General features: G+C 43.9%; 19 protein-coding genes and 1 riboswitch. Of the genes, 10 read left to right on the forward strand and 9 right to left on the reverse strand.

Going from position 1 to position 22,653, the window contains the following annotated elements; all coding sequences use genetic code 11:
- Window positions 1–160 precede the first annotated feature (160 nt).
- From pstB to pstS, 4 genes are all read right to left on the reverse strand, one after another.
- Window positions 161–1,081, reverse strand: coding sequence for a phosphate ABC transporter ATP-binding protein PstB (gene pstB, locus IE130_RS06690; RefSeq protein ID WP_189583575.1), 921 nt, complete (start codon window positions 1,079–1,081; stop codon window positions 161–163).
- Window positions 1,082–1,159: 78 nt separating this feature from the next.
- A complete protein-coding gene (gene pstA, locus IE130_RS06695; RefSeq protein ID WP_189583578.1) occupies window positions 1,160–2,068 on the reverse strand; it encodes a phosphate ABC transporter permease PstA in 909 nt (302 codons plus the stop codon).
- Between the two features lie 89 nt (window positions 2,069–2,157).
- Window positions 2,158–3,111, reverse strand: a complete 954-nt coding sequence (gene pstC / locus IE130_RS06700) for a phosphate ABC transporter permease subunit PstC (protein ID WP_189583581.1) — start codon at window positions 3,109–3,111, stop codon at window positions 2,158–2,160.
- A 208-nt stretch (window positions 3,112–3,319) separates the two neighbouring features.
- Complete coding sequence (gene pstS, locus IE130_RS06705; RefSeq protein WP_189583584.1) at window positions 3,320–4,486, reverse strand: phosphate ABC transporter substrate-binding protein PstS; 1,167 nt, start codon at window positions 4,484–4,486, stop codon at window positions 3,320–3,322.
- Between the two features lie 303 nt (window positions 4,487–4,789).
- Window positions 4,790–4,936: riboswitch (TPP riboswitch) on the forward strand.
- Between the two features lie 248 nt (window positions 4,937–5,184).
- Here pstS and thiC point away from each other — a divergent pair.
- A complete protein-coding gene (gene thiC, locus IE130_RS06710) occupies window positions 5,185–7,134 on the forward strand; it encodes a phosphomethylpyrimidine synthase ThiC (RefSeq protein WP_227676155.1) in 1,950 nt (649 codons plus the stop codon).
- A gap of 256 nt (window positions 7,135–7,390) precedes the next feature.
- Here the strand turns inward: thiC and IE130_RS06715 are convergent, their stop codons facing one another.
- Both IE130_RS06715 and IE130_RS06720 read right to left on the reverse strand, forming a co-directional pair.
- The gene (locus IE130_RS06715; RefSeq protein ID WP_189583587.1) at window positions 7,391–8,281 is read right to left on the reverse strand and encodes a fructose bisphosphate aldolase; all 891 of its coding nucleotides are present in this window, start codon (window positions 8,279–8,281) and stop codon (window positions 7,391–7,393) included.
- A gap of 193 nt (window positions 8,282–8,474) precedes the next feature.
- Window positions 8,475–9,323 (reverse strand): DMT family transporter, encoded by an 849-nt coding sequence (locus tag IE130_RS06720; protein WP_189583590.1) that lies wholly within the window; start codon window positions 9,321–9,323, stop codon window positions 8,475–8,477.
- Window positions 9,324–9,680: 357 nt separating this feature from the next.
- On the opposite strand from IE130_RS06720, the gene IE130_RS06725 reads away from it, so the two are divergent.
- The 3 genes from IE130_RS06725 to IE130_RS06735 are packed head-to-tail and all read left to right on the forward strand — an operon-like array spanning window position 9,681 to window position 13,153.
- The gene (locus IE130_RS06725; RefSeq protein WP_189584125.1) at window positions 9,681–11,594 is read left to right on the forward strand and encodes an ABC transporter ATP-binding protein; all 1,914 of its coding nucleotides are present in this window, start codon (window positions 9,681–9,683) and stop codon (window positions 11,592–11,594) included.
- A gap of 39 nt (window positions 11,595–11,633) precedes the next feature.
- Window positions 11,634–12,524 carry an alpha/beta fold hydrolase gene (locus tag IE130_RS06730; RefSeq protein WP_189583593.1) on the forward strand — a complete coding sequence of 297 codons (891 nt, stop codon included), beginning with the start codon at window positions 11,634–11,636 and terminating at the stop codon, window positions 12,522–12,524.
- 11 nt (window positions 12,525–12,535) lie between these two features.
- Complete coding sequence (locus IE130_RS06735) at window positions 12,536–13,153, forward strand: alpha-ketoglutarate-dependent dioxygenase AlkB family protein (RefSeq protein WP_189583595.1); 618 nt, start codon at window positions 12,536–12,538, stop codon at window positions 13,151–13,153.
- On the opposite strand, the gene IE130_RS06740 is transcribed toward IE130_RS06735, so the two are convergent.
- The 3 genes from IE130_RS06740 to IE130_RS06750 all read right to left on the reverse strand — a co-directional run bounded on the left by IE130_RS06740 (window position 13,150) and on the right by IE130_RS06750 (window position 16,299).
- Window positions 13,150–14,145: an NADP-dependent oxidoreductase gene (locus tag IE130_RS06740; RefSeq protein WP_189583598.1), complete on the reverse strand. Its 996-nt coding sequence runs from the start codon at window positions 14,143–14,145 to the stop codon at window positions 13,150–13,152. The two genes, IE130_RS06735 and IE130_RS06740, sit on opposite strands and share 4 nt — an antisense overlap.
- A 73-nt stretch (window positions 14,146–14,218) precedes the next feature.
- Window positions 14,219–14,974, reverse strand: a complete 756-nt coding sequence (locus IE130_RS06745; RefSeq protein WP_189583601.1) for an endonuclease/exonuclease/phosphatase family protein — start codon at window positions 14,972–14,974, stop codon at window positions 14,219–14,221.
- A 212-nt stretch (window positions 14,975–15,186) separates the two neighbouring features.
- Complete coding sequence (locus IE130_RS06750; protein WP_189583604.1) at window positions 15,187–16,299, reverse strand: AOC03_06830 family ribosome hibernation factor; 1,113 nt, start codon at window positions 16,297–16,299, stop codon at window positions 15,187–15,189.
- Between the two features lie 455 nt (window positions 16,300–16,754).
- Here IE130_RS06750 and IE130_RS06755 point away from each other — a divergent pair, with 455 nt between their 5' ends.
- The 6 genes from IE130_RS06755 to IE130_RS06780 all read left to right on the forward strand — a co-directional run bounded on the left by IE130_RS06755 (window position 16,755) and on the right by IE130_RS06780 (window position 22,454).
- Window positions 16,755–18,962, forward strand: a complete 2,208-nt coding sequence (locus tag IE130_RS06755) for a M3 family metallopeptidase (RefSeq protein ID WP_189583607.1) — start codon at window positions 16,755–16,757, stop codon at window positions 18,960–18,962.
- Entirely contained in the window at window positions 18,963–19,220 is a 258-nt protein-coding gene (locus IE130_RS06760; RefSeq protein ID WP_010200725.1) for a YheV family putative metal-binding protein, read from the forward strand. It abuts the gene before it with no gap.
- 158 nt (window positions 19,221–19,378) lie between these two features.
- On the forward strand, window positions 19,379–19,948 hold the full coding sequence (locus IE130_RS06765; protein WP_189583610.1) for a hypothetical protein: 570 nt from the start codon (window positions 19,379–19,381) through the stop codon (window positions 19,946–19,948).
- 27 nt (window positions 19,949–19,975) lie between these two features.
- On the forward strand, window positions 19,976–20,548 hold the full coding sequence (locus IE130_RS06770) for a hypothetical protein (protein ID WP_189583613.1): 573 nt from the start codon (window positions 19,976–19,978) through the stop codon (window positions 20,546–20,548).
- Window positions 20,549–20,691: 143 nt separating this feature from the next.
- Window positions 20,692–21,612 carry a haloalkane dehalogenase gene (locus IE130_RS06775; protein ID WP_189583616.1) on the forward strand — a complete coding sequence of 307 codons (921 nt, stop codon included), beginning with the start codon at window positions 20,692–20,694 and terminating at the stop codon, window positions 21,610–21,612.
- 206 nt (window positions 21,613–21,818) lie between these two features.
- Entirely contained in the window at window positions 21,819–22,454 is a 636-nt protein-coding gene (locus tag IE130_RS06780; protein WP_189583619.1) for a hypothetical protein, read from the forward strand.
- Window positions 22,455–22,653: the final 199 nt, after the last annotated feature.

The following is a 22,653-nucleotide window of genomic DNA, read 5'->3' on the forward strand; positions in this document are numbered from 1 at the left end:
GCTCACAATAAGTGCTCATCCTATTTGCTTGTTATCAGCGTCTTATTATCAGTGCTTGATGGTCAGTACATAACCATCAGCGTAATGACTGACATTATCACTCAATGAAAAGCGACTGACGGCTGACTCTAAGCGTCGCCCAACTTAATCATCAATGCGCTTAGCCATAACGACCCGTAATATAATCTTCCGTCGCTTTTTGCGCCGGTTTGGTAAATATCTGATCCGTCTCGCCCATCTCGATCATATCACCCAAATACATATAAACCGTATAGTCTGACACCCGTGCCGCTTGCTGCATGTTATGCGTCACAATAGCGATGGTGTAGTCATTTTTGAGATCTTCAATCAGCGCCTCAATAGCACCGGTAGAGATAGGATCAAGCGCGGAAGTTGGCTCATCGAGTAACAATACCTCTGGCTTGGTGGCGACACTACGCGCTATACATAAGCGTTGCTGCTGTCCACCGGACAATGACAGTCCAGAGGCTTTAAGTTTGTCTTTAACCTCAGGCCATAATGCTGATTTTTTCAGTGCCCATTCCACTCGATTGTCCAGCTCAGCTTTGCTTAATTTTTCATAAAGACGCACACCAAACGCCACATTGTCGTAAATCGACATTGGGAATGGTGTTGGTTTTTGAAAGACCATGCCGACTCGTGCGCGTAGCAAATTAACATCGACGTCTTTGTCTAAAATATTTGCACCGTCAATATTGATATTACCTTCTGCCCGCATGCCCGGATACAGATCATACATACGATTAAAGGTACGCAGCAGCGTTGATTTTCCGCAACCTGATGGGCCAATAAACGCGGTCACTTTTTTATCAGGGATATCAATATTGATATTTTTTAATGCTTGGAAATCATCGTAATAAAAATTCAGATCTCGAACTTCCAATTTTGCAGGTGGCATATTTTGTGGAATATCATGCAGTGTTTGCTTGTTAAAGCTTGAGGCATCTGGCTGAGCCATTTGTGCACTGGTCGATAAAGGGTTGGTTAATAGATTGTCTTCGGTGATATGAGACTTTTTAACCGCCGTTTTTTTAGGCGCTTTATTGATGACATCATTCATAATATTATCCAACCTAACTCAATGAAAAGTGATATAAATTTAAGTAAAAATCGACGAGGCCTGATTTTTTAGTAGCTGTTATTTGCTGTGACCACGGTTGCCAATAAACCGCGCCAAAATATTCAGTATCAATACAGACAAGGTAATCAGTAACGCCGCTGACCATGCCAAGGTATGCCAATTGTCATAAGGACTCATGGCAAACTGATAAATGGTGTTGGGCAAGTTGGCAATGGGCTTACCCATATCAGTACTAAAGTATTGATTATTCAGCGCAGTGAATAGTAATGGCGCAGTCTCACCAGTGATTCTGGCAAAGGCTAACAACACACCTGTGGTCAGTCCGGCTTTGGCAGCTTTGATCGTAACTTTGGTTACCAGTTGCCACTTTGGTGTGCCCAAGGCATAGGCCGCTTCACGGATGCTATTGGGCACTAAGTTGAGCATATTTTCTGTGGTGCGTACGACCACAGGAATAACGATTAATGCCAACGCCAATGCGCCTGCCCAACCAGAGAAGTTATTGCCTTTGACCATCAGCGCATAAATAAAGAGACCAATCACAATCGAGGGTGCTGATAGCAAAATATCGTTTAAAAAACGAGTTACCTTGCCTAGCATACTGCCTTGAGAAAATTCTGACAAATAAATACCGGTCATCAGCCCAATCGGTGCCCCGATAAACAATCCTGAAAACGCCAACATGATTGATCCGACAATGGCGTTGCGTAGGCCACCTGCGCTCATCGGTGGCGGGGTATCAGCCGTAAATACTGGCAACTGTACCAATCCTTGAAAACCTTCAACGAACAGGGTCAGTAAAATCCATAATAGCCAAAATAAGCCAAATGCCATCGCCGACAACGCAAAGCCCAATCCAAGCTTATTCAGACGACGACGCTTGTTATAAAGGCTTTTGTTATAACGTGCCTCAAAGCTTGTCTTCGTCGGTAATGCGGTAGTAGCTCTGATAGCTTGATTAGGCATAACATTCGTTTCCCATATCTTTTTAAATAGCCTTTTTAGATAGCCTTTTTAGACAACATCAATATCTGTCGTACTGATACAACGTCAGCTTAGCGATTGCCTGCTTTATGATCCATGCGCATGAGCATGAGCTTCGCTATGGACAGCACAATGAAAGTAATCACAAATAAGATTAAGCCTAAATGTAATAAAGATGCCAGATGCAGCTCACTAGACGCTTCGGCGAACTCATTGGCCAGCGCTGAGGTAATCGTAACCCCAGAGGTAAACAGGCTTGGACTGATATTAAAGGCATTACCAATCAAGAAAGTCACCGCCATGGTCTCGCCCAATGCGCGACCCAGTCCTAAAATAACACCACCAACCACACCAGCTTTGGTATACGGCAAAATAATCTTGAACATGACTTCCCAAGTCGTCGCGCCCATGCCATAGGCTGATTCTTTTAATAAGTCTGGCACGACGGAAAAAACATCGCGCATGGTGGCAGCGATAAAGGGAATAATCATGATGGCAAGCACCAAGGACGCTGTGAACATCCCCAGTCCCATCGGCGCGCCTGCAAACAGTTTACCGATGATCGGTAAAGGGCCGACGTGTTCAATAAACCATGGCTGGATGTGATCGCCAAAAAACGGCGCGAAGACGAACAAGCCCCACATACCATAAATGATAGAGGGGATACCAGCCAATAACTCAATGGCGATACCAAGCGGTTTTTTTAGAAAACTAGGACACATTTCGGTCAAAAATATGGCAATGCCAAAGCTCACTGGCACGGCTATCAAAATGGCGATAAACGAGGTTACTAAGGTGCCATAGATGGGTGCAAGTGCACCGTATTCATTGGCGACCGTGTCCCAGTTATTGCTGGTATAAAAACCTAGACCAAACTCTTGAATACTTGGCCAAGCCCCGACAATTAACGACACTAAAATACCACCTAGAGACATCAATACCAGTATGGCAAATGCTTTGGTGGAGTTGACGAATAAAGCATCGTAACGTTTTTGTTTAGCCAGTTGGGACCTTAAGTCTGTCATAAGTGTCTCAGCATTCAATAGGATAAGATTAAAAAATTAGCGTATTTATCAGGTTTTATCACAACAAACTCAGCAGATATGAGTATCAGAAGCTATAAATATCATTGGCTTTGCGCTTAAATTCGCTGTGATAAAACCTTTCAAACAACTACCGGAGAATAGTTGTTTGAAAGGGTAATTCGATCGTTATTAAATAATGACTATCGAATTACTGAGCAGGTTTATAGACAGGCTGTCCATCGCTACCTTTTACGTCGTTCCATTTTGCTTTGAACAAGGCCACTGCCGTGTCAGAGAATGGTACATAGTCTAGTGCCATGGCATCATCATCACCTTGGCTATAAGCCCAGTCAAAGAAGTTCAACACGCCAGCGACTTGCTGAGGATTCTCTGGTTGCTTATGGACTAAGATAAAGGTGGCAGCAGCGATAGGCCATGCTTGGTCAGTCTCAGAGTTGGTGATGACTTTATAAAAGCCTTCTTGTTGTGACCAGTCGATATCACCTGCCGCAGCAAAGGTCTCAGCTGATGGTTGCACGATGTTGCCAGCTGCATTTTTCAATGCCGTATGTGACATCTTGTTTTGCTTAGCGTATGCATACTCAACGTAGCCGATAGAGTTTTTCATACGGTTTACGTAGCTTGAAACCCCTTCGTTACCTTTACCGCCTGCACCAGTCGCAGAGGTCGGCCACTTGACTGTTTTATCAACACCAACCGTGTCTTTCCAATCTGGTGAGACTTTGGCCAGATAGTCCGTAAAGTTAAAAGTCGTACCTGAACCGTCTGAGCGGAATACCGTCGTGATTGCCGCGTCTGGCAAGGTCAAATCTGGGTTCATGGCTTTGATGGCTGGGTCATTCCATTTACTGATTTTACCCAAATAAATATCTGCTAAGGTCGTACCGTCTAACTTCAATGCACCAGGCTCAATGCCATCAATGTTGACGATTGGCACGACGCCACCGATAACTGTCGGAAACTGAATAAGGCCAGACTCTTCAAGCTCTTCAGGCGTCATCGGTGCATCAGAAGCACCAAAATCAACGGTTTTTGATTGAATTTGCTTGATACCACCAGATGAGCCAATAGATTGATAGTTGACTTGGCCACCAGTTGCACCATTGTAGTCATAAGACCATTTGGCATAGATAGGCTGCGGGAATGATGCACCTGCACCCGTGATATTCATGGCGATATTTTCAGCAGATTTAAAACCTGTGGTAGCAGAAGAGGCTGTTTGAGAGGTTGACTCAGCCGTTGTAACAGCGCTACTGCTAGTATCAGCAGTGGGCTCTGCCGTGTCGGTTGATTTATTACATGCCGTGAGCATTAATGTACAACTAACGGCTACTGCTAATAACGAATAACGCATGTAGGACTCCTGAAGTTTAACAACGATATGAAAAAGCATTGTTTGTGATATGCGTGCTATCTTGCCAAATCTTTATGACAGTTTGATGACAGTTGTCACAATCTTTCATTCACTTTACATAATATTCAGATAGCACTGCTATATTTTCAATAAATACAAACGATATCAATAATTTATAGATAACAACCTGATACAACCATACTCATAGAAACCATCAGACCCCATCTTAAGTTGTTATATGATTAGCCAAATACTATTAGCCGTTGGTGCAGAATTTTGTTAGTATGAATAAGATTCACAACACTGACAGACTCGGGGTGCGGTGTATTGAAGACTGGCTTTATTAAATTCGCTTTATTAAAGTAACCGCCTTTTAATACATTCGCTGAGAGATCACCCGCCGAACCTGATGCGGTTAGTACCGACGCAGGGAAGTCTTAAGCCTATGTTATACAAGTACAAAGGGCGTGCAGAAATGCCTTTTTATTATCGCCAACCTCTACCAGTATTTTTTGTGCTGGTGGATAGCGTTAATAATCAGTTCCGTCCCTCAATCAGCGAAAGATCACTGACTACGTTTAGGTTTGATAGCGCTAGCAGGTTTTTTTACGATTGAATTTGTCCGTATCATATATGCTTACCCCCGCAGATTCTGGCGGTGTTGCCTATACTATTAGACCAACACGCTAGGACAGCATATGACTATTTCAGACATTACCTCGAACACAAAAGCTGCTCAAACTCATATCCCAGCCAATGCTTCGCTCAACGCGACTGCCAGCAAAGCGGATAAAAAAGCAGATGCCCTAAAAACCCCTGCCCATCGCCATCAAACAGACGCGCGCTTTGAAGAAGATGCCCGCGACTTACACCGTATCTTGCCTGCCTCTCGTAAAATTTACATCGAAGGCTCAAGACCCGATATTCAAGTACCGATGCGCGAAATAACGCTTGATCCTACCCCTGTGCAAGGCGTTTCTGAGAACGAATGGGAACAGAACCCACCGTTTTATGTCTATGACACCTCAGGTGTTTATACTGACCCCAATGCCACCATTGACCTCACCAAAGGTCTGCCAAAACTACGTGAAGGCTGGATAAACGAGCGCGGAGATACCGAGCAGTTAACAGGTCTATCAAGTCAGTATGGACAAACGCGCGCGCGTGATATCAGCACTGCCAACTTACGATTTGCTCACATTGATAAACCGCGCCGTGCCAAAGATGTTGATGGTAAAACAGGCAACGTCACGCAAATGTACTACGCACGTCGCGGCATTATTACGCCTGAAATGGAATACATTGCCATTCGCGAAACCCAAAAGCAGCATGATTTGACGGACATACGCCAACATGATGGAGAGAGCTTTGGTGCTAATACGCCAACGGTTATCACGCCTGAGTTTGTGCGTAGTGAAGTGGCTGCTGGACGTGCCATCATTCCCAATAACATCAACCACCCTGAATCTGAACCCATGATTATCGGGCGCAATTTTTTGGTAAAAATCAACGCCAATATCGGTAACTCAGCACTCGGCTCCTCTATCGATGAAGAAGTCTCAAAAATGACGTGGGCAACACGTTGGGGCGCGGATAACATCATGGATTTGTCCACCGGCAATCATATTCACGAAACCCGCGAGTGGCTGATTCGTAACTCACCAGTGCCGATTGGTACCGTACCCATTTATCAAGCGCTAGAAAAAGTCGATGGCGTGGCCGAAGATTTAACGTGGGAGATATTCCGCGACACCTTAATTGAACAAGCAGAGCAAGGCGTTGATTATTTCACCATTCACGCAGGTGTGCTGCTGGATTATGTGCCAATGACTGCCGGACGCCTGACGGGCATTGTGTCACGCGGCGGCTCTATCATGGCGCAGTGGTGCATGGTGCACCAACAAGAGAGCTTTTTATACACGCACTTTGAAGACATCTGCGAGATTATGAAAGCCTACGATGTCGCCTTTAGTTTGGGTGATGGCCTACGTCCGGGTTGTTTACAAGATGCCAATGATGAAGCTCAGTTTAGCGAACTTAAAACCTTGGGTGAGCTGACCAAAGTGGCATGGGAGCATGATGTGCAGGTCATGGTTGAAGGACCAGGTCACGTCGCGATGAACCGTATCAAAGAAAATATGGATTTGCAGCTTGAGCTGTGTGCGGACGCGCCATTTTATACATTGGGGCCATTAACGACTGATATTGCACCGGGTTATGACCATATTACTAGTGCTATTGGAGCGGCGATGATTGGTTGGTTCGGCACTGCAATGCTTTGTTATGTCACGCCAAAAGAACACTTGGGTCTGCCTAATAAAAAGGATGTCAAAGACGGCATCATCACTTATAAAATTGCCGCCCATGCTGCTGATTTGGCCAAAGGTCATCCAGGTGCACAAGCACGTGACAATGCGTTATCTAAAGCGCGTTTTGAATTCCGCTGGGATGATCAGTTCAATCTAGCACTCGATCCAGATACGGCGCGTGAATATCACGACGAAACGCTGCCGAAAGACGCGCATAAGACAGCGCACTTTTGCTCGATGTGTGGGCCAAAATTCTGTTCGATGAAAATCACTCAGAATGTGCGAGATTATGCGGCAGGACTGGACAAAAATGCCGCCAGCCAAAAAGCAATGCTTTAAACAGTCGACTGAACGAATGCTAGTAATTTGGTTAAAAAGGTGAATATGGATCTCGTTGGACAATTTGGCGAAGCCATTGCTGAAAAAATTCGTTGAGGTAGGACGAAGATGACCAAGAAATGTCATTCTGACAGTCGTCAGTTGTATCAAGAGGTTTGATTTTAAGTACTGAAAAATAGATAAAATAAAAAGCTTGCCTCTAATTAGATTAGGGGCAAGCTTTTTTACGTTTAAGTATAAGAGAAATAGCTATTGCTTAAACTTTCGATGCCTCAAAGATATCTTCAATTGAGTTGTTAATGGTTTCAGAAAATTCCTCATCGCTTTGTTGCTTACTTAAACCTTCAGTAAAGGCACGTGAGAAGCTCGCAATCATACCTGGGTTTTGTTTTAGCTTAGCACAAGCATCGCTCCGGCTATAGCCACCCGATAAAGCCACCACTTTTAGCACTTTTGGATGATCAATCAGTTCTTGATAAAAACCCGCTTCCTCTGGCAAGGTCAATTTCAGCATGACTTGATGATCACCACTTAAACGATCCAGATTATGCAACAGACTGGTTTTAAGTATCAGCTCACAGTCATGTTTTTTAGTGCCATCAATATTTACTTCTGGCTCGACGATTGGCATCAGGCCTTTTGAGATGATTTGCTTGGCGACATCAAATTGCTGCTGCACGACTAGCTCGATACCGTCGACATTGGGCTCATAAATCACTGAACGCATCTTGGTACCAAATACTGGATAGTTTTTGGCTTTGTCCAATAACGCATCTAAATCAGGTATCGGGCGCATGACTTGCACGCCGCTCATTTGTTCAGCCAGACCTTTATCAACCTTAAGAAATGGCACGATATTTTTGTTTTCCCACAGGTAGTTAGCCGTCGACTTACCCTCAACCTCACGCTCCATAGTATCTTCGAATAAAATCGCCCCAAGCACGCGCTCATTATCAAAAGACTCACACGTGATGATACGGGCTCGCATCTCATGTACGAGATCGAACATGGCATCATCATTGTCATAATCGTCGCTGCTCACGCCATAATTTTCAAGTGCTTTTGGCGTACTGCCCCCACTTTGGTCAAGCGCCGCGATGAAGCCTGAACCATTTTTTATACGCTGTAATTGCTTCTGGTATTCCATTGAGTGTACATCCTATTGTTATTCATTGAGGTCAAGTGTCTCAAAGCAAATCGCTTTTTGTCAGCTTATATCAGTCTTGCTGTTTTTAAGCAACCTTATCATAGGATGCCCTGCGTGCCTATATCTGATAAGTTAACGATTTTATAAATCGCAACGACGTTGATGGATTTGGGCTAAATTATTAGGGTGTTTGCTAAGCTAAAAACAGTACTGCCACACAGCCAACTGCCAATAACAGCCCTATTATATTAATACGATTGAGCCGCTCTTTAAATACCCCAACGCCGATGATAGTTGCCACTGCGATGACACCCACATTCATACCAGTAAACACAATGCTTGGTGACTCAGACAATACTTGATGTGCCCGTACATAAGCGTAAATATTGCCCATATTCAGCGCACCCAGCAGTACTCCTGCCATGAGGGCATTGCCCTGCCAGCGTACCCGCGTGATCAGCAAATAAATAAACAGTAACAGCCCTGCCAGCCCGAAACTTATAAATAAGGTTAGCGGAAAGGCAGACCCTTGCTTGGCAACTTGCTTGAATAGAATATCAATAATGCCATAGCCTGCCCAGACGCCAAATAACCAAAGCGGCGTTTGGCGCGCCTGTTTGTCCATGCCGCCCTGCTGTGGACGATAAACCAAAGCACCGAGAGCTAAAAACCCTAATACCAAACCAAATATACGAGTACCCGTCAGCATCTCACCGAATAATAAAAAAGCAGCAACGATAGGAATGATGAGTGATAAACGTTGGGCAGCATCGGTTGCCACCATGCCGACCGCTGCAATCGCGCGCCCAAGAATGATAAATACGGCAGGCAGCAATACGCCAAGCGCTATGATAATCCCCCACGCGCTTCCTAACAGACTAAGTCCGCTGATGTCTGGCTTCAATAAAAACCAAGTGAGTAAGAACGCTACTGGGTAACCGGCGACGATAGTCTGACGGATATCGATATTTCGTTGACGTAATATTTTTAAAAGTACTGACACAGCGACACTACATAGTACCGCGATGGTTAAATACATCATGAACGTCTACCTTTTAAGCTGCAATTTTGTGTATTTATTATTCGTTTACTCAAACACGCCCTAAACGGAAGCGACTAGATTAGCCAAAAATGAGAACAGGCCCTAAGCCATATCTTCTGCTCAATAAAATCATAGAATGTAACAAAATATGTTTTATACAGCAATCTATTTATAATGCTTTTGCTAACAGGTAGTAAACGTAGGCAGCTATTGATTGTCAATTTACAATTAGCATGCAGGCGTGATTACGAAGTTTTGTTAAAATAGCGTAACTTCCTATTCACACAAATAAATGTTCAAGACAATGCTTGCCAGCGTTTGTCTTGGCGTATTGCTATTGATGTTCTACCCTTGCCTATGAATGCTCTATTTCGCTTTTTTGAAAACCGTCTACCCGCCTTTCCTGATACGCCTATGCCATTGCCCTCACCTCGTGACGGGCTGATGAAGTTTTTATGGGCGTGTACTAAAGGTTTGCGTGGCTGGCTACTCTTTTTTATGATTTTGTCGGCGGGTATCGGCATTTATGAAGCTATGCTGTTTGCTTGGATTGGTAATATCGTCGACTGGCTGGGTATCTATACGCCGCAGACGCTGTGGGCTGAAAAAGGTGATATGCTCCTTTTGATGCTAGCGGTCATGCTATTGAGTCCCTTTTGGATTGCCTTATCTTCGTTTATTCATTTTCAGTCGATTCAAGGCGTGTTTCCGATGCAAATGCGCTGGCGTTTTCATCAGCACATGCTCGGGCAGTCGATGCAGTTTTATCAAGATGAGTTCTCTGGTCGCGTTTCTGCTAAGGTGATGCAGACGGCTCTAGCCGTACGCGATACGGTGATGACGGTCACTGACATGTTCATGTACGTGATCGTGTATTTTATTACGACTGGTGTTATCTTATTTAACTTAGACAGCTTATTGCTCATCCCATTTGTTATCTGGTTTGTCCTAGTTGGCATTGCGTTGCGCTTCTTTATTCCCAAGCTTAAACGGACGGCTATCGTACAGGCTGATGCCCGTGCGTTGATGGTTGGCCGAATCACTGACGCTTATGCCAATATCATGACTGTCAAATTGTTCAGCCATTCACGCCGTGAGCTGGGTTATGCCAAGAACGCCATGGGTCAGTTCTTAGGGACGGTTCATGCACAAATGCGCTGGGTCAGCTATTTAGAGGTCTCAACCCATCTGATTAGTGTCATTTTAGTGAGTAGTACGGCTGGGATTGGCATTTATTTATGGCAGCAAGGCGATATCGGTGTTGGTGCTGTTGCCGCAGCCACAGCGATGGCCTTGCGACTCAATGGTTTGACGCAGTGGATTATGTGGCAAACAGCCAGCTTATTTGAAAGCATTGGTACCGCTCAGGATGGTATGCGTACACTATCTGCACCGCAGACTATCGTTGATACACCTAACGCTGCTACGCTAAAAGTGACTGATGGCCATATCGTCTTTGATCATGTTGACTTTAGTTATGAAAGTGAAAACGATGATATCGAAGGCGAGCGCATTGACGAGGTTAATACTGCCGGAACAGCCCTTACCCATTCACAAGTCAAACTACTTGATGGCTTCCATCTAGATATTAAACCGGGTGAAAAGATTGGTTTGGTGGGTCGCTCAGGTGCTGGTAAATCAACCTTAGTGAATTTATTATTGCGCTTTTTTGATGTGGATAAAGGTAAAATCTACATCGATGGGCAAGCGATTGACGAAGTTACTCAAGAGTCATTACGTCAACAAATCGGTATGGTCACGCAAGATACCTCGCTGCTCCATCGTACTGTCCGTGAAAACATTGCCTATGGTCGCCCTGATGCCAGCGATGAAGAAATCATCCTTGCCACTGAGCAAGCACAGGCTTGGGAATTTATCAAAGATTTATATGATGATAAAGGCAACACTGGTCTGGATACACAAGTGGGCGAGCGTGGGGTTAAACTATCTGGCGGCCAACGTCAGCGTATCGCCATCTCACGTGTCATGCTAAAAAATGCGCCGATTTTACTCTTAGATGAAGCGACCAGTGCGCTCGACTCTGAGATTGAATTTGCCATTACTGAAAGCTTGAATGATATCATGACGGGCAAAACAGTCATTGCCATTGCCCATCGTCTCTCTACGATTGCCGCACTCGATAGACTGGTGGTCATGGATAAAGGTCAGATTATCGAGCAAGGTAGCCACGATGAACTATTGGCATTAAATGGGGTGTATGCTGGCTTATGGCAGCGTCAAAGTGGCGGCTTCTTAGGCGAAAACAATTAATTATTGATGAATAATAAATCATAAGGCAGTGTTACTTTTATGGAAGCATTCACAAACAGTATCGATATCGGTGGTCAAAAGGCACGCTATTATGATTTAAGCTCATTGAATACATCGGCTAATAATAAAACCAAACGCCCTAAAGCGCACTTTTATGGTGGCAATGGTTTTACAGTAGGTAACTACAAGCCCCTGTTGACAGAGCTTTCTGCTGGTTTTGACATCAGCTCGCTCGCGATGCGCGGCTATTGGTATGACCAGCCAAAAGCCCGTGTATTGACGCGTGAGCAAGATGCCGATCTGCTTATTCATTTTTTAGAGCAGACTCAAGATGGTCCTGTTATAGGCATTGGACATTCACAAGGCGCTACCGCTACCGCTATGGCAGCGGCTAAACGCCCTGATCTATTCTCTGAGTTGTATTTGATTGAGCCGGTAACTTTTACCAAATCGCAAGCGCTGTTGTATAAGCTGATACCTCGTTCCGTTAAGCTTAAGCGTCAACCTTTTAAAAGCGCTTTAACCAAGCAAAAGGTTTGGACAAATATAGATGAGTTCTATAAAAACCTACGAGAAAAAAGCGCTTATCGACGCATCTCTGATGAGCACTTGTACCTATTTGCCGAACAAAGCTTAGTAAAACAAGACGATGGACGTTATGCTTTTATATTCACTCCCGAACAAGAGATAGCGAATTATTTTGGCATCCCTTATATCGACGGTGCATTAAAGAAGCTGGCGAAAACCAAGGTGCCTTACCAACTTATCATTGGCAAGCCGACTATTTTTATTAACGATAAAGTTCGTAATAATTGGCAAAAATTTGTGCCCGCTAACCAGCTTAATATCATGCCTGAGAACGGACATCTATTGCCTATAGAAGCACCGAAGCAATGCGCCACTTTTATCTTACAGAATTTTAATCGTTAAAATTTTAGCTTATGACTGATTTATTTGCCCCTAGTCCTGTAGATAACCTATTGCCTTATGAAGGGATACTCAATGATCTGGGCATCGTTGTTGAGAATAGCCATGAGCTTTACGACCTCTTATTAAGCGAACTGCCTTGGCATGCTGACATTGTCACTTTGTTTGGCAAGACCCATGTCACCACGCGTCAAATCGTTTGGATGGGTGGAAACAATAGTAGCTATCACTACTCTGGACATGCCCGCCAAAGTATCCCATGGTCAGAGACAGTATTTCATGTGAAACAGTATGTCGAACAACAACTAGCAAATATTGGAATTGTCGCTAACTTTAATTCTTGTCTGTTGAATTATTACCCCTCAGGTAGCGATGGCATGGGCTATCATGCAGATGACGAAAAAGAGTTAGGCTATCAGCCAATTATCGCGGCCCTATCGCTCGGTGCCACGCGAAAATTTGTCTTTAAGCATAAAAAAACCCAAGATAAAGTCGAGCTTTATCTTGAGTCTGGTCAGCTTATTGTCATGCATGGCGATACACAAGCCTACTGGAAGCACACCATCACCAAGACAAAATCAGTCGCTGATGGGCGCATTAGTCTTACGTTTCGGCAGATGCTGCCAGACTAGTCTGCCTTTAGAACAATCTTACCAAAGGTATCGCCTTTTTGTAGCTCACGATGTGCTGCCACGGCTTCAGATAACGGATACGTCTGCTGAATCTGTAATTTGAGCTTACCAGTGCCCACTTGTTCTAACACTCTTGCCATATCTTGCCCACTACGCTGCGCTTTATAACCGGCCACGTTTAAGCTTTTTTGACTACCAGCATCGACGAGCTTATCAACCCAGATCGTTGGTAGCACATTAACGCGGCCACCAGATTTGAGTACATCAAGCGCGCGTACCCCTGCATCCCCACCGACCAAGTCAAGTAGCACATCGGCTTGCAAGTCAGGAAATGCCTCCTCTTTAGTGTAGTCAATCCAGCTCGTCAGCTTGGATTTGTCTATTAACGCATCGAGCTTGGCGTACTTTTCTGGCGAGCAAATTACCGTTACTTTGATATTGTCTTGCGCCGCCTTATTCATGAGCAACTGGATCAACAAATGACCGACGCCGCCTGCTGGTGCATTTATGACGACATGCTCACCTTTTTTGATATCAGCAAACTCTACAAATTGTAGCGCCGTTTGTCCGATACAAGGCAGCGCACCTGCTTGCTCTAATGTGACTGACTCTGGCACTTTGGCAAGCAATTTGGCATCGACTGCCACATACTCAGCATAGCAGCCACCATTGAAAGTCAAGGCGGCGACTTTATCACCAACAGCAAACTGTTCGCTATTGCTACTGACTACCACTCCTGACATATCAAAGCCTAAAATCGCTGGCTGATCATGATCAAATTTATCTTTACGAATATTATCAGCGCCCCACCCTTTTCCTTGACGGGTTTTGTAATCAACGGGGTTAATGCCTGCGTAGGCTACTTTTACTAAGACTTGCTCATCCGCCAAAGTAGGAACAGCAACACCATCCTCATAACTCATAACGTCAGGTTCGCCAAACTCACGAATAAGTACCGCCTGTTGAGTGGTTGGTATTTGAGTATTAGACATGGTTCATCATCCTTGTGGGTTTCTATTATTTTATTTTTTAGTCAATTGTTTGCGTTTCAGTAGATGGTTTGCGTTATGGCAACATCAGTTCAGCACTGATGGGCAAATGATCGGATAGCGTTGACCACGGTTTTCCAGTGTGTACCCATGCATCCTTAATACTTAGATTACGTACATAAATACGGTCTAAGCTGAGGACGGGCAGCTTGGCTGGAAAGGTGGGCGACAGCTTGCCGTGACAATGCTTGAAAGCTTCGGTCATGCCGAGACTGGACGCCAACTTATCACAAGACAGTTTTTTCCAATCGTTAAAATCGCCTGCCAAAATAAGCGGTTGGTCAGGCGCAATCTCATTGCGCACATAGTTGGCAATGGCTTCATATTGCTTGAGACGATCGCGCTCAAACAAATTCAAGTGCGCACACAATACCACGACAGGTCGCTCCCAACCGATAGGCTGTACCTCACAGTGTAAGACGCCGCGTTGCTCAAGCTTATTGACGGTAATATTGACATTGTGTTTTGGATCTAACGGGAATCGGCTGAGCACAGCATTACCATGATGACCGTTTTCATATTCTGAGTTTTTGCCATAGCTATTTTGCAGCTGCAGATACTCACCAAACCACTCATGCTGTGATTGGTCAGGATATTCGTTGTATTGCATATTGCGCTTGAGGTTTTGACCTTGCACCTCTTGCAAACACAGCACATCGGACTCTATGACTTCAAGCGCATGGGCAATACCTTGCATTTTCACTTGACGATTCATAGGCGACATGCCTTTGTGAATGTTATAGCTGGTTAGAACAAAAGAGGTGGTAGTCATAGATTCAGTCATAAACTCAGTATTTGGATAGTAAAAGTTGATAGCACTGCATAAAAACTTATCATCAAAAACGAGTGGCCAATTAGTAATGTAGAAGTGCATCAATGTAAAAGGAGCATTGGCTCATACTGAACCAATGCTCTCATATTATACCTATATGCTATCAATGGCGAATTCGTCGATGAACATCATTGATAGCCAGTTTTTTTGAATCAGTAGCGAGTCACTAGAGCAATCGGTTGGTCTTCACCCATGATGTCTTGCGGCATAAACACAGCCTCGCCACCATTATGAATCACATGCTCAATGATTTCGCCAATCGCATCATCAGTGACGCCTTCTGCGGTAGCATCATTAGCAAGACTTAATGTTTGTGCTTTTTCATCAATTTTGGCAGATTGTATATAGCCACGGCGTACATAAAGGGTCTCGCCAGCACCTTGGAATGCGCTACGATATACTTCCTGCAAATCCGTCTGTAACATGTTGGCACCGCGGGCTTTATCAATCTCGCCCAAAGCAGCATGATGCAATGACGTACGATATCCTTCTACAGATTCTTGTACACTATCGACGATATGCTGTGCACTGCCATCTTCTAGATTGGTGGCGTTTGATACCGTGGCAATGATATTGTCTGGACGATCACAGACTTCTTTGTAGTAGCCGATGTTTTTCGCATCGCCAACGATGACAAGAGGCATTTTATGCTCGCCCCACAGCTCTTGTACGCTCTTATCGACTTGGTTAAAGTACTCTTTTAGATGGCTGCTCTCATTACTCGCAGAACGATCAGAGCCACCGTCACTTGTCGTATGCAGACCATTATTTTCGACAGGGAATGCGATGCTTTCCATATTGTTTTGTGCATCGTCATCTTTATCAAACTCTCTGATGACACGATCATTTGATGCTTCGATCAGGCGAGCCTTATCACGGGTCAGCACGACTGTATAGTAGTGAACGGCACTTGCCATATCACGAACTAGGTCACGAGTGGCAAAACTGTCTGAAATCACAACCCGCTCTGTGGTATCGATGGGCATACGGATCACTTGTACATCGTCAGTACTGGCAAATATGGCTAAGGTATCAAGATTATAATTGTGGTTTAACTCACTGGTCTTAGCGTGAATCTTATCTAAGATAGTTGTCGACGTACTCTTGTCGTATTCTTTAGTTAAGCGATCTTCTACGACTTTTAGCTGGTTTTTTAGAGCGATTGGATCTTGCTCATTGGCTGGATGCGCTCGATGTGTCTTAACAAAGATACTGACCGCTGGATTGGCTTTAGTTTCACGTAAACTTTTAAGAGTCGCTTTCATATACTGCTCCTTGTTTTATTATCATTTACTTTCAACGTTGTTAATTTTTCTATGAGTCATTTTTTCTATAAATCGTTTATCAATAGGGTTTGATATTTTTATTCCATTCCCTTGATGCTAACAGTCAAACCTCACTCGCTGTAGGGTCAATTTGCAAGCAAATGATAGTGCTTTGTAAGTAGGACAATCTATGTTGTTAGATAAAGGTAGGTTTATCTCATTTAAACATATTTAATATCGACCATCTCCTCGCTTTACTTTCCATATTGTCAGTGAGTAGGTTGCATTTTCATTAAATGAACCCATCTTTTATATAAGATAGGTATAAGACCGCAAAATAAAAAAGTAACTGACAGCCTTTTATACTCTGTGTGTGACATCATGCAAATCACTTATACCAAACCATATTCAACCAATAATAATTTATTCACTAATATCAGATATCGGATACCTTTATGACACCTATTTCTCCAGATTTACGCCTTGTCGATTTTGCCAATGTTTCACCAAGTGCATTACAAAGCCAAGTCATTAGCGCGATAGACGATGCCAATGCTTTTTTAGATGAAATGACAGCCCATACTGACAGCAACCACAGTCCTGCTGATGTCACTGCTGAGCAAGCTCTGAGCGATGTGATGAATTTTGATCATATCAATCTAGCATTAGATCGCAGTTGGGGTATTTTGTCGCATCTCAATAGCGTGATGAGCAATGATGAGATTCGTCATGTGCATCATGAGCTACTGCCTAAGCTGTCTGCTTACGGCACTCGTGTGGGGCAGCATCAGCCGCTATTTAGTCGTTATCAAGCTATCGTGAATGATAAAACATTTTTTGCAGCGCTTGAGCCTGCGCGCGCTCGTGCCATTGAGCTTGCGCTTAGAAGCTTTGAGATGTCAGGTGTGGCGTTACCTAGAGCTGAGCAAGAACAATTCGCCGCTATTCAAAGTGAACTCTCAACCTTATCAGCGACGTTCTCAGACAATATATTGGATGCTACCCAAGCCTACTTCTTACCACTTAAGCAAGAGCAACTAACAGGCTTGACCGAAAGTGGTTTGGCACTGTTGGCAGACGCGGGCGAACAGTATAAAGCCCGTGAGCTTGCCAGCGGCGCCCTCACGCAAGCAGATATCGATGCGTTGCCGACGCCTTACTATGTGGCAAGTTTAAATATCCCCGTTTACCTTGCGGTCATGACTCATGCTGACGACCGCAGTCTACGTGAGACGTTGTACCATGCTTACGTCACGCGTGCCTCAGAATTTGATGGTCATACAAATAAAAAAGGCGAGTCACTGAATAACGCCGATATCATGGGTCAGATCCTACAATTACGTGAGCAAAAAGCCACGCTATTAGGTTTTGACAATTATGCAGAAGTCTCACTATCGACTAAAATGGCAGATAACGTGGCAGAAGTAGAAACCTTTTTGCGCAATTTGGCCACGCAAGCCACTCTAGCTGCTAAGCAGGATTTAGCGCAACTGCAAAAATATGCGCAAGATTATGGCATTGATGATTTGCAGCCTTGGGACAGTGCTTATATCGCTGAAAAAGTAAAACAAAGTGAGTTTAGTCTTTCACAAGAAGAGATACGCCCATACTTCCCGTTACCAAAAGTGATTAACGGCTTATTTGCCATCGTAGAGCGCCTATACGGTATCAAAGTACAAGAGCAAAGTAGTGATAAGACAGATAGTGAGAGCACATCTGTATCGCGCTGGCACAACGAGGTAAGCTTCTATCAGTTGTTTGATGCTGACGATAACTTGCTTGGCGGCTTTTATTTTGATTTATTTGCTCGCAGCGGTAAGCGCGGCGGCGCTTGGATGAGTGGTTTTCAGTCGCGTTATACCTATGATGAGCAAGACCATCAGCAGCTACCGGTTTGCTTTATGCTCGGCAACTTCACGCCTGCCCTCGATGGCAAACCAAGCCTATTAACCCATGATGAAGTACTGACCTTGTTTCATGAGTTTGGTCATGGGCTACATCATCTTTTAACGCAAGTGACAGTCGGTGATGTCGCAGGTGTTAATGGTGTTGAGTGGGATGCAGTCGAGCTGCCCAGTCAATTTATGGAAAACTGGGCATGGGATGCTGAAGGTATTGCGCTGATTAGTAGTCATGTCGAGACTGGCGAGCCCTTGCCTAAAGACAAACTTGCAGCCTTACTGGCAGTAAAAAACTTCCAAAGTGGCATGCAAACCCTGCGTCAAATCGAGTTCTCACTGTTCGACTTATTGATTCATTCACACACGCCAGCACTTGATTATGATGGTATCTTGGCAACCTTAAATACGGTTCGTAACGACATAGCCATCATGCAAACGCCTGACTATAACCGCTTTGCCAATGGTTTTAGTCATATCTTTGCAGGTGGCTATGCGGCTGGCTATTACTCGTATAAATGGGCAGAGCTATTGTCTGCAGATGCTTTTAGTAGGTTTGAAGAAGAAGGTATTTTTAATCCAGTGACCGGTAAAGCTTTCCGTGAGAGTATCTTGTCGGTTGGTGGTAGCTTCCCTGCCAAGACTAACTTTGAAAACTTCCGTGGTCGCAGTGCCAGCATCGATGCCTTATTGCGCCACAGTGGCTTTAGCGATGTTAAAAACGTCGATGCCGCCAATGCCAAAAGCAATCGCGAGGTTATTTAGATGCGTTATCAATCGTCACGCCCAAAGCGCCGATTTTTGGCAGGCGTCCGCTGTCCCAAATGTCAGGCGATGGACGCGGTGGTACAGGTAAATATTACGACGCCTGTGCCTGATGAGTATATTGAATGTACTAAATGTAGCCATGCAGAACATCGACCTGACCCTGATGCCATCAGTGCCAAAAATCATGCGGAAGACCAACTCGCTCGTGATGCGATGGCGACAGGCACCAGTGGTACGGTAAAATTTAAAACTTAAGCAAACAAATAATACTGATACTGATGCTGATACTTAAAAGTTTTTTAAGTGCTTTATTATTTAACAGTACTTTAAGCCTATCTAGCAATAGATAGGCTTTTTATTTTGAGTTTGCTATAGTATGGCTACTTATATCTTTGACATAAATTGACCGTAGTATGAAAAATAAAAAAAAGCATCCTTTGTTGAGCAAACGTGAAAAAGCAAAAGCTGCTAAATCGCGCCGTAGAATCTGGATGGCGATTATATTGGCACTGCTATTCATTGTTATCGGCTATTTAGTTTGGGCACAATCTGTACCTGAGACTAGCAAAACTGGCAGCAGCTCACCATCAATCGCTGAGCAAAACGAGGCTGCACAGTCTGCTGCTATGCCAGCAGAAAATGTCCTCAGTGAAGTCAATAGTGATGACGCTATAATGAGTGAAGCGACTGCCCTTGATCAGAATGCGACCACCACTGATACAGCTGACAACTTAAATAGTCAAGTACCAAAACCTGCTACGATCTTAAGCGCTCCTTTACCAAAGACGGATAGTCTGGCCAAAGAAGAAATTGATCGCTTAGAAGATGAGCGTAAACGCTGGGCTGCCCAAGAAAAGCTGGCAGCTGAGCAATTAGCGATGAATAAAAAATTGACGGATATGAAGGAAGATCAAATTGCCTTGCTCGAACAACAAATCGCACAATTAGAAGCAGAAAGTACCGTACAAGCTAAGGTAGAATAAACATACTATTTTTTGAAGGGGCTGACAATGGCGAATCTACAATTGACGCATGCCCCTATTTTAAATAGCAGTGCCCAATTACTTATCTTACCAGTTAATACTGCTGGCATCCTGCTCGACCCTATCCTCGCACGAACCAAGACGCTATTCGCTGATAACTACCATCACTATCGTCGCGCGTGCCGTGACGGTAGTCTAAACGCTGGTAGCTGTTTACTCCACAAACGCACACGAGAACAGTCTGGCCTTGGCGTCAGCAGTAATGGTAATCAACCCAGTTATATTGCCAATCTTGTTATCTCAGATCACCCTTATCATCCGACGCGGTCGCGCTGGCTCACTGACGCTTTAACAGACTTGCACCATCAGCTTATTCCTCTTATTCGCCATCAAGGCATCCGCAGAATTGCCCTATTTGCCCGCCCGCTTATCGATAGTCATTTACACAGTACTGTAGGCAGTTCGCCTCCTGAATCGAACGTCGCAAACTCATTGCCATTAGACTGGCATCTCGATATCTTGCCTTTACTGACGCAGAAACTACAAGACCTTCCTAAGCTGCGTATTGATGTGCACGTACCCAAAAGTATCGAGATCTAAGAACAAATAGAACGTTTGTTGGTGCATAGCACAATCTTTAACATTCAAAAAACATGACACCGATAATGGCTTGAATGCTATGCTAAATGAGTGTTTACTGTTTGAGAAAGCACGGTTATTTATTATAAGGATAAGGATACCCTATGAAAATACTTAGAACCCCCGATTCATGCTTTGAAAACCTACCCGATTACGGTTTTTCGCCGCATTATATGATGGTCGATGATGGCGAAGGCGGTGAGCTGCGTGTACATTATCTCGATGAAGGTCCCAAGGATGCCGATCCGATTTTACTACTACATGGCGAGCCTTCATGGTGTTATCTATATCGTAAAGTAATACCGATACTGACAGCGGCTGGACATCGTGTCATCGCGCCAGATCTCCCTGGTTTTGGCCGCTCAGATAAACCTGCCGCCCGTACGGATTATACCTACCAGCGCCATGTCGACTGGATGCAATCCGTACTTGATCAGTTAGATTTAACAAATATCACATTATTTTGTCAAGACTGGGGTGGCCTAATTGGTCTACGTCTCGTGGCAGAAAATCCAGATAGATTTGCTCGAGTAGCAGCTGGCAATACCATGCTCCCCACAGGAGATCACGATCCAGGAGAAAGCTTCCGCAAGTGGCAGCAATTCTCACAAGATACTCCGAAGTTTCATGTCGGCAGCATTATTAATAGTGGCACTACGACCGAACTATCACAGGCAGTAATCGATGCTTATAATGCACCCTTCCCTGATGAATCCTATAAAGAAGGTGCAAGACAGTTCCCCATACTAGTACCGACCACACCGGACGATCCTGCTTCAACAAAAAACCGTGCCGCCTGGGGCGAGCTTGGCAAGTTTAATAAACCTTTCATTACCCTGTTTAGCGATTCTGACCCTGTCACTGGTGGTGGTGATCGAATCATGCAAAAACTTATCCCTGGAACTAAAGGTCAAAACCATAGCACTATTATTAACGGTGGTCATTTCTTACAAGAAGACCAAGGCGAAAAATTGGCTGAGCTACTGGCTCAGTTTATTGCTGACAACCCTATTAATAATGATTAAGAAAATTTAATATTTTCTTCGTTATCACATGCAGCTCAATTGTTACCGTTTAATGCTTTAAACCATGGCATGTATCTTCCTGTAGGCATTAAACGGTATATTTATATCCATATATTGATAAAAAAATGCGCTTAGCTTAGTATCCATTTTATAGGCAAATACTATAAAAACTTATTACATTCAAATTTAAATAAGGATAACAAGCTATGTCAAACAACAATGCAAAAAACGATGCTGCTGAAAATTCAAAAAAATCTACCAACAATAAAGCAGTGACTGGCGTAGAAGTGGTCAGAGAGGATACCGTGGTATTTGAGGACGGCGACTTTGAAGCGTACAACGCTGAGCATGACTACGAGGAAGCTAAAGACGATAGTACTGCTAAAAGTGATATGTCAGATAAAGCAAGTAAGAATAAAGATTCTGATAAAAATCAAAAATCTAATAAAGATGACAAATCTAATAGTGACGATAAAGACGCTCAGTCTGACAAAAACACCAAAGACAGCAAGTCTAATCAAAAAGACAAGACCAGCAAAAAAGATAATGCTGATCAAGAGGATAAATCTAGCATTACCATGGCAGGCATTTATCAGTGGGCGTCAAAGCTGAAAGACGACTTTAAATCTGATGCTAGTGGTATGACTCAGGATGTCTCTGAAAAAGCGACGGCTATGATGCTTGGCAAACTATTGGATGCGGTAGATCTTGAATTAGCGGCCTTTGATAAGAGCTTAGACGTTGCCAAAAATTTGGTCGCGACGGCTGAAGAAAGACGCAAAAAGATCGCTGCTAAAAAAGAAAAATATCAGGGTATGATCGACAAGTTAGATCAAGAATAGTTACTCTGGTTAATTAAACAATTATTCTAGAGTTTTATCAATCCAATGTTGAACGTTTGAAATGGGCGTTTGGCGTTGGATTTTTTATTGTCAGTGCTTAGGTATGATTTTATTAAAATGAAATGTCATTGAATAGATTGGAGGAAGACAGCAACATTCAACCTGATATAGTTGAATTCAAATAATTTCGATACAAGGA

This window comes from Psychrobacter glaciei (assembly GCF_014652895.1).
In the GTDB taxonomy this organism is placed as follows: domain Bacteria; phylum Pseudomonadota; class Gammaproteobacteria; order Pseudomonadales; family Moraxellaceae; genus Psychrobacter; species Psychrobacter glaciei.